Origin of the sequence: Thermoactinomyces sp. CICC 10521, from assembly GCF_016055135.1 — a bacterium.
GTDB lineage: Bacteria > Bacillota > Bacilli > Thermoactinomycetales > Thermoactinomycetaceae > Thermoactinomyces_A > Thermoactinomyces_A daqus.
Map to the genome: position 1 here is coordinate 1 of NZ_JAECVZ010000051.1, position 8,378 is coordinate 8,378.

At 45.6% G+C, this 8,378-nt stretch carries 6 protein-coding genes; all 6 read right to left on the reverse strand.

Annotated features, from left to right (window positions below):
• Positions 1–130 precede the first annotated feature (130 nt).
• The 6 genes from I8U17_RS17390 to I8U17_RS17415 all read right to left on the reverse strand — a co-directional run bounded on the left by I8U17_RS17390 (position 131) and on the right by I8U17_RS17415 (position 8,017).
• Positions 131–1,849, reverse strand: a complete 1,719-nt coding sequence (locus I8U17_RS17390; protein WP_198059917.1) for an ABC transporter permease/substrate binding protein — start codon at positions 1,847–1,849, stop codon at positions 131–133.
• Positions 1,846–3,048, reverse strand: coding sequence for a glycine betaine/L-proline ABC transporter ATP-binding protein ProV (proV, locus tag I8U17_RS17395; protein WP_152568647.1), 1,203 nt, complete (start codon positions 3,046–3,048; stop codon positions 1,846–1,848). Before proV ends, I8U17_RS17390 begins: the two co-directional genes overlap by 4 nt.
• A 572-nt stretch (positions 3,049–3,620) precedes the next feature.
• The gene (locus I8U17_RS18945) at positions 3,621–3,758 is read right to left on the reverse strand and encodes a Tn3 family transposase (RefSeq protein WP_081944042.1); all 138 of its coding nucleotides are present in this window, start codon (positions 3,756–3,758) and stop codon (positions 3,621–3,623) included.
• Positions 3,759–5,333: 1,575 nt separating this feature from the next.
• Positions 5,334–5,612, reverse strand: coding sequence for a hypothetical protein (locus tag I8U17_RS17405; RefSeq protein ID WP_033102434.1), 279 nt, complete (start codon positions 5,610–5,612; stop codon positions 5,334–5,336).
• Between the two features lie 109 nt (positions 5,613–5,721).
• On the reverse strand, positions 5,722–6,477 hold the full coding sequence (locus I8U17_RS17410; RefSeq protein ID WP_198059918.1) for a sugar phosphate isomerase/epimerase family protein: 756 nt from the start codon (positions 6,475–6,477) through the stop codon (positions 5,722–5,724).
• Positions 6,478–6,559: 82 nt separating this feature from the next.
• Entirely contained in the window at positions 6,560–8,017 is a 1,458-nt protein-coding gene (locus tag I8U17_RS17415; RefSeq protein ID WP_033102432.1) for an aldehyde dehydrogenase family protein, read from the reverse strand.
• Positions 8,018–8,378: the final 361 nt, after the last annotated feature.

The following is an 8,378-nucleotide window of genomic DNA, read 5'->3' on the forward strand; positions in this document are numbered from 1 at the left end:
GATGAATTCGTCCTGAACATAGAAACCTTCCTTCGGAATTTTTTTTATACCTTTTCAACAAAAAAAGGCTGTTGACCTTCTTTGTCAACAACCTCAAAAACATGCCGCCTTTGGCGGCATGTTTTCAATCTTACTGTTTACCAAGCCATTCATTTACTTGTTTCGGATGGCTTTTAACCCATTCAGCAGCAGCTTGATCCGGAGACATTCCATCGTGGATCTTCAGCATGACTTCTTCCATATCCTCTTTGCTCCAATGAAACCGATCCAAAATCGCATACGCTTCCGGCATGTCCTTCTTCAGGCCTTTACGCACAATGGTATGGATCGATTGCGGACCACCATAAACTCCGTCCGGATCATCCAGGAATTTCAATTTATATTTTAAAAACTTCCAATGCGGTTCCCAACCGGTTATCACAATCCATTTCTTCTGTTTATACGCCTTGTCCAGGGAAGCTACCATCGAAGCATCCGTGCCCGAGATCAACTGATAGCCATTCAGTTGATATTGTTTCATTAGTTTCTCCGTCAGTTGCATTTCGCCGGATCCTGGGTCGATACCGATGATTTGCCCGTTGAATTTATCGCGGTACTGATTCAGCTGATCAACGGAATTGATCGGTACATATTGCGGAACAACCAGCCCAATTTTTGCTCCCGTCAGGTTAGGACCCAAATCGTCAAATTGTCCCTTGTATTTTTCGACAAAAATTTTGCTTGATGACGGCAACCAGGCACAGACGTGAGCATCCGCCGCTCCGCTGACGACGCCTTCCCACATGGGGGCAGCTTCCGTCTCTTGAATTTCAACATCGTAACCGGCTTTTTCCAATACCTGTTTAACCACATTGGTGCTGGCAATTTCCGAATCCCAGGCGACATAAGTCAGCACGATTTTTTTCTTGCCGGATCCGTCTCCGACATAGGAATAAACCGTCATCCCCAGCAGGGCAATGATCGTGGCAATCGTCAACCATTTGCGGACGATCACCATCGGCGTTTTTTTATTGACGGCGGCTGTTTTCGCATTTCCGAGATTCTGGGTGACACGGTCAAGGATAATGGCAATGATGGCAATCGCCAATCCGGCTTCAAATCCCTTTCCGACCTGCAGACGGGAAATCGATTGGAGCACAATCTTGCCCAATCCGTCTGCGCCAATCATGGAACCAACCACAACCATTGACAAAGAGAGCATGATCGTTTGGTTGATCCCGGCCAGAATGGTCGAACGAGCCAACGGCAATTCCACCTTGATCAATTTCTGCCAGGAGGTTGTCCCAAAGGCATCGGCAGCCTCTTTCAGTTCTCCGGATACTTGACGCAATCCCAAACTTGTCATGCGAATGGTGGGCGGCATCGCAAAAATGATTGAAGCGATTTCCGCAGGCACATTCCCCAGCGCAAAGAAAAAGACAGCCGGAATCAGATAGATGAAAGATGGCATAGTTTGCATAAAATCAAGGACAGGAAATAAAAAACCTTTCATTTTGTCGCTGCGACCGGTCAATATCCCCAGAGGAATCCCGATCACAATGGAAATCAAGGTCGCAGTGAGAACCAACGCAATCGTCAATACGCTGTCTGACCATAATTGCAAATCATAAATCAGCATTAAACCGATGAATGCAAAAATGGCAATTCTCAAGCGACTAACCAACCACACCAGCAGGGTCAGCAGCAGGATCATCCAGATCGGTGGCACAGCGGACAACAAATGTTGAAAGAAATCAACAGTCGGCCCAATCGCTCCGTTGATCAAATCGAACAGCGGCTTAAAATGAATTTGCAGCCACTGGATAAACGCATCTACCCATTTGTCTAAAGGAATACGCGGCAAACTCATTCGGAATCACCTGCCTGTCCAGCCAGAGCAGCAAAAATGGCTCCTCTTCCGACCGCTCCGGCCAGCCGTCCTTCCTCATCCACCACAGCGGCCGGATAAGAAGAATCGGACTGGGCCATAAGCTGAAGAATCTCCCTTAACGGTGTATCTTTCTGGACGCGGACAAGATCCCGGATCATCACATCCCGCATCTCTTTTCCTTCACGTAACGCCTGTTTTGCCTGCTCAGCCGTGAGCATTCCATGAAGCTTACGATCGCGATCCACGACGAGCATTGCCGGAACACCTTTATCCCGCATCAGCTTTAAGGCAACTCGCAACCCATCCTTGCCGAGAATGATTGATTCCGCTTTTCGCATAATCGACTCAGCGGTCAACACTTTGGCCAGGTTGACATCTTGCACAAATCGCTCGACATATTCGTTGTTGGGATTGGTCAAAATATCCTCAGGCGTTCCGATTTGCACAATTTCCCCATCGCGCATAAGGGCGATCCGATCCCCGATTCTCAGGGCCTCGTCCAAATCATGGGTAATGAAAACAATAGTTTTATGCATGGATCGTTGCAATTCGAGCAACTCATCCTGCATATCCTTGCGAATGAGCGGGTCCAAAGCACTAAAGGCCTCGTCCATCAACAGGATATCGGGATCATTAGTCAGTGCCCTGGCCAGCCCCACCCTTTGTTGCATTCCGCCGCTCAATTGGTTCGGGTAACTTTCCGCCCAGGCTTCAAGCCCCACCAATCGCAAACTTTCCATTGCCTTCTGTTTTCGTTCCTGTTCGGGAGTACCCTGAATTTCCAAGCCGAACTCCACATTCGACAACACTGTGCGATGAGGAAATAGGGCAAACTTCTGAAACACCATTCCGATCTTTTTGCGCCGGACTTCACGCAATTTTTCCTGGGACATTTTGACGATATTTTCCCCGTCAATCAATACTTGTCCATCAGTCGGTTCAATCAGGCGGTTTAGCATTCGAATCAATGTTGATTTACCGCTTCCCGATAAACCCATAATCACAAAAATCTCGCCGGTGTACACAACAAAATCGGCCTGATTGACTCCGACCGAAGCACCGGTTTCTTTCAATATCGTCTTTTTATCCTTTCCCTCCTTTAACATTTTCAGTGCTTTCTTCGACGAACGACCATAAATTTTGGATAAATTTTCTACTTTTATCTTTATTGTTTCCAAAAAAACACCCCTCTCTCTTAACCTACTAACCGTAAATGTCATTTCTTAAACCACTTTTTTGCTTTTTTTCTTTAATAACCAATCATTACCATAAAAAATTACTTTTTTCTCACCAGGGGTACCGACAGAAAAACGCGATTTTGCCACGCTAAGAACTCAGAGAAGTGAAAAACCCGATTTTCAACCACGTTAAGGGTTGTGATCGGGTTTTGTTGTCTGATTGTATATTTAATCGGTGTATTGATATGTTCCCAATTGAGCGGTGAAAATATGGAAGATCATATTTAGCGCTGTTCCTCTTTGGTATTGGTCAATCAATGAACGTTCTCGCAGTTCCCCTTGACTTATAAAACGTAAAGCTTTCACTACATGATTTTCCCGGTTATATGAACGGAATTTGTTCATAACAAGCGACGCAGAAACACTTTCCCATCTAAGATTGAATGGGAGATACGCAATACCTGATCGCAATTTTGCAAGATCACTTGAGGATTAATCTTTTTAAGCAAATCTGAAATCTTGGGAAACCATTAGGCAGATCGAGGGGAAAAAAAGTGCGCATCCCCTGTATTTCAAATCCCGGGCGCAAATCGAAATCCAAATATATGGCTTAATCCAAAAACTTGATCAGTATAGCCCGCGGCATCCGTATCATGTTTTTTGATTTCTAAATCTGTTTCATGGTGGAGAATCTTATCGATGAGGAGAATTGATCACTGACAAAGCGATTCAGCATAGACGGAAAATCCCCCGGCTTGGACACGCATCCCATCACCCATATTTTTCGTTTTCACTTCTGAGCCGTTTGAAGGATTGAGGAACGGGCTCTCCATTCGTGTCATCTTTCGTCTTTTATGCACCAGAACCCGTTTTATTGATAATGCCGTGTGGATATTTTCGATATTTGAGTTTTCGCGTTGTTGGCAATTCTAAACGAACATTACCTGATCTGGGTGCTCTTCGGTTACTTGTCAAAGTAATTCGAGTATTAGCTCTTCCGCAAGCGAAGTTATTTGTCTAAACCCAACGCTTCTGCAGAGTCCTTCTACTATTTGGAAGGAATTGCACCTTCTGTTCAGGCACCACCTAAAACGTGTATTAGGGATTTGGGTGTTGGGGGGCTATTTCCAGTCCATACATTTCCGAAATTATCCTCGGCGTAGTATGAACGCACTCTTCTGGTGCTTCCAACATAAACACGTTCAGTCGCACCAGGCTCCACTCTAAACCACACTGTCTTCACATATCCCTCAGGACAAGTCCCAGGAACTACCTGATGATTAATGCAAATGAATACGGTATTGGGAGTAAGGTTACGAAACGAGAGGGACATCTTCATCACCTCTTTTTAAATTATTAATCTCACTTATATGGATTTTTTCAATAAAAGTGTTAATCGACTGTGGGGATATAATAGTAGATCCAGAGAAAGAACAGGGATATTTTGGAAAATTATGTGATAATTCCGCCAGATTCCTCTCGACTTGGATTATGGCTTCTGGACTTTCTGTGCATGGGACAGGTCGAGAACTTTGTAAAGGTGGCCAAGAGTCAATACTTCATCCCGATGCCCTCTGTATCCAGCTTGGATGAACTTAACCAATGGCAGGTTGAAAAGTGCATCGCTTACGAGACGACCACTGTTCCCCGTACTTCACTTACCGTCAGGGAGGCAAGCCTATGAGGAAGACAAAGCGCACATGTTACCGCTGCCTCCACGTCCGTGAGCTTGCGATCCAACCCGGTATGGGAACAGCAATTCGCTTTCCATGGTCACCTTGGAGAAAACAGCTTTGACTATGCCTCCTCAGAGCTGAGGTGAAAGGTCTTTGCTGAGCGAGTGGAGTTCTGCCACAAGGGAGAACTCATTGAGACACATCCGCGATGTTTGGGACAAGGCCAAGAGGTGCTCAACTACGACCATTTTCTCGATCTTCTCCTTCAGAGGCCGGGCGCGGTCTAGTATGCCCGACCGTTGAACCAAGCAAATCTTCCGCCCAGCTGTGCGCAGTTTCGGGACAAGTGCCAACACTGCCCGGGAGGGATAAAAAAATTTTTCGCATTCTTCTCTCCACCGTGAGTTTGAGCCCTCCCCAGTTGAAATTTCCCATGATGAAGAACGTTTCGCACCAAATAAAAGAAGCAAAGCCAAACTTGGACTCTGCTTCCGTTTTCGTCCGCGATTCCCATTGTGTCGTGAGGAGATTCTTCTTGCTCTGCTTTTCTCCACACGTCGCGACAGGTTGAAGGGATGTACGGAACCCGTCTTCCATCTTCGCTTGTGATCAGGAACTGCTGGAAGAGCTACACGAACTGCTGTCCCGCCAGTGACTGCTGGAAGAACTGTCCCAATACCCCCAATCATGACAATGATGCAGCATATGTTTCAATATCTTGGTGGCTTTTTTGCTGTGCCGGTACGCTTTGTACAAGGAATGATGATCCATCTTTTTGTAATGATGTTTGGGATAGTGAAACATCGGATACTTGGGAGGCGCAGGAACCATCGGGGGCATGGGAGCCACCGGAGGCATGGGATGCATGGGAGGCTTAATGCGTTCCAACAAAATCCACTCCTTTGGATTAAAGATGCACGTTGCTATCCTATGATCGTCTATCCATATTTGAACCGGTTCATCCGCCCCATTTTCCCATGGTTCCAGCCTGAAAAATTTATTTCAACTTCCCTTGCAAATATGCCAAGCTTTGATGGACGGAGCGCATCGGGTCATAATCAAATTCCTCCTGTTCCACAATCAGCCAGGAAAGGTTCCACTCGTTGGCCAGGGCGACAATTGCAGGGATGTCAAGAGAACCGGCTCCTACTTCCGTACTGACTGCTTTGCCGTTTACCCGTTTCATATCCTTCAGATGGAGTGCAATCAATGAATCTCTGTATTTTTTCATCAATTGAACGGCATTGAATCCGGAATATTCAGCCCAATATATATCCAATTCCATTTTGACCAATTGTGGGTCCGTTTCCGTAAACAGGATATCAAATCCTGTTAATCCGCCAAATTTTTGAAATTCGAAATCATGATTGTGATAGGCGAACATGAAACCGGCCTCTTTGCACTGTTGTCCCAGTTGATTAAACGTTTCTGCCAATCGTTTAAAATCATCAGCTGTCGTCCTCATCTCTTGCGGCAGCCAAGGAACAACCAACAAGCGGTTGCCGATCTGCTCATGATACCGAAACACGGACTCAATCCGATCCGGTGCAAACTCAGACAAGGGAACATGGCTGCCCGCTGCAGTCAATTTTTTCTCTTCCATCATTTTTTTTACCGCCATGGCAGGTGCTTCGAAAAAACCGGCGAATTCAACTCCCTCATATCCCAAGTCGGCTACCCGGCGGAGTGTCCCCAAAAAATCCTTCTCAGCCATGTTATTTAACGTCCAAAGTTGAAGTGCGATTTTGCACATTAACGCCAATCCTCCTCAATCGGGCATGGTTTTTCGAGCGATTTCGCCATTTCAACCCGCTGATTCAACCTGCGGCCATGGGTCAGAAGGGAAAAGTCCGTGGTTCATTTTGCACTGACACCCATTTGGTTGTGGTAAATTCTCCAAGCCCCCAATTTCCGCCAAAACGTCCGTAACCCGAAGCTTTTTCACCACCGAAAGGAATATTGGGTTCATCATTGACCGTTTGGTCATTGACATGAACCATCCCGGCCTGGATTCGCTGGGCGACACGAACTCCGTGCTCAATCGATCCGGAGAAAACCGCGCTGCTCAACCCGTATGAATTATCATTGGCAATCTCTATTGCTTCTTCTTCACTTTCAACGGGAAGGATACAGGCGACAGGGGCAAAAAGCTCCGTTTGGGCAATTTTCATGTCATTACGCACATCTGCAAGAATATAAGGCTCAAGAAATTGATCATATGCTTTTCCTTCGAGAATCAGCCTGCATCCCTGTTGTACAGCATCCTCGATCAAAGAAAGAACGCGGGGAATGGCATTTTTATTGATTAACGGTCCAATAAAGGTATCCGGTTCCGCCGGATTTCCGACTTTCAGCTTCTTCACTTTTTCCGCAAACAAACGGATAAATTCTTCATATCGACTTTTATGTACGATGATGCGGTTAATCGACATACAGATTTGCCCCTGATGCAAGAAAGCACCGAAAACCGCAGCCTGCACCGCCTTTTCAATATTTGCATCTTCCAGCACGATAAAGGGGTTATTGCCTCCCAGCTCCAGATGCAGTCTTTTGAGATGTTTTCCGCAAATTTGGGCGATATGCCGGCCTGTTTCAGTTGAACCCGTGAAAGAAATCAGCCGTGGAACGGGATGTTCAATAAAGGTATCACCAATTTCCTCGATTTCCCCGACAACAACATTAAACACCCCTTTTGGCAGACCGGCATCTTCAAACAGTTTGGCGAGAAAAAGACCACCCGATATGTATGTCTGCGAATCCGGTTTCAAAACAACGCCATTACCTGTTGCCAAAGCAGGAGCGACCGCACGTAAGGATAAAATAAACGGGAAGTTGGACGGGCTGATGATCCCAACGACTCCATGCGGTTTACAATAAACCCGGTTCTCTTTTCCGACGACAAATGAAGGGTGAACCGTTGTGTTCATCTGAAAAGGGTATTTGGCTGCCTCCTTCAACATGGAGAAAGCCGATTTTGCTTCAATGCTGGCTTTGATCCGGGTACTGCCCGATTCGGCAATCAAGATCTCGATGAGTTCGTCGGCCCGTTCTACCATCAGTGCCGCAGCTTTTTCCATTACCATTGCCCGATTGTAGGGGTTCAATTGTTCCCAGGCTTTCTGGGACTGTTTCGCTTTCTCATAAGCTCGGGCAATATCATCGCGATTCGCCAACTGAAGGGTGGATAATGTTTCACCATTATAGGGATTTACATTTTCATAGCGGGTCGGGCTTGAACCATCAATCCATTCCCCACCAATATATTGCTTATTCCAATACGTAAAATCATACATGATTGTTTTCTCCTCCATTTCTTTTTTATTTTATAGTACAATATTAACTTTCAATATTATTGTTATTATACTATAAACGTGATTACATTCAGTAAAAAAAGGGAAAATATGAACGGTTCTCCAGAACTATTCAAGTAGAAATAGCTGCTCATTTCGACAGGAAATCCAGAATTAAAATGGAACTCGCCATGATTGTCATCGTCCCTCCAACCAAGCGATTTCCATTATTCTCGTATCCGTTCTCTCTGTTTTATCCCATATATGAGGTTGTTGACAAAGAAGGTCAACAGCCTTTTTTGTTGAAAAGGTATAAAAAAACATTCCGAAGGAAGGTTTCTATGTTCAGGACGAATTCATCCAG

Excerpts from the sequence above, each read along its gene's own strand:
- I8U17_RS17415 (WP_033102432.1), bottom strand. The coding sequence starts at position 8,017 with ATGTATGATTTTACGTATTGGAATAAGCAATATATTGGTGGGGAATGG.
- I8U17_RS17390 (WP_198059917.1), bottom strand. The coding sequence starts at position 1,849 with ATGAGTTTGCCGCGTATTCCTTTAGACAAATGGGTAGATGCGTTTATC.
- I8U17_RS17410 (WP_198059918.1), bottom strand. The coding sequence starts at position 6,477 with ATGTGCAAAATCGCACTTCAACTTTGGACGTTAAATAACATGGCTGAG.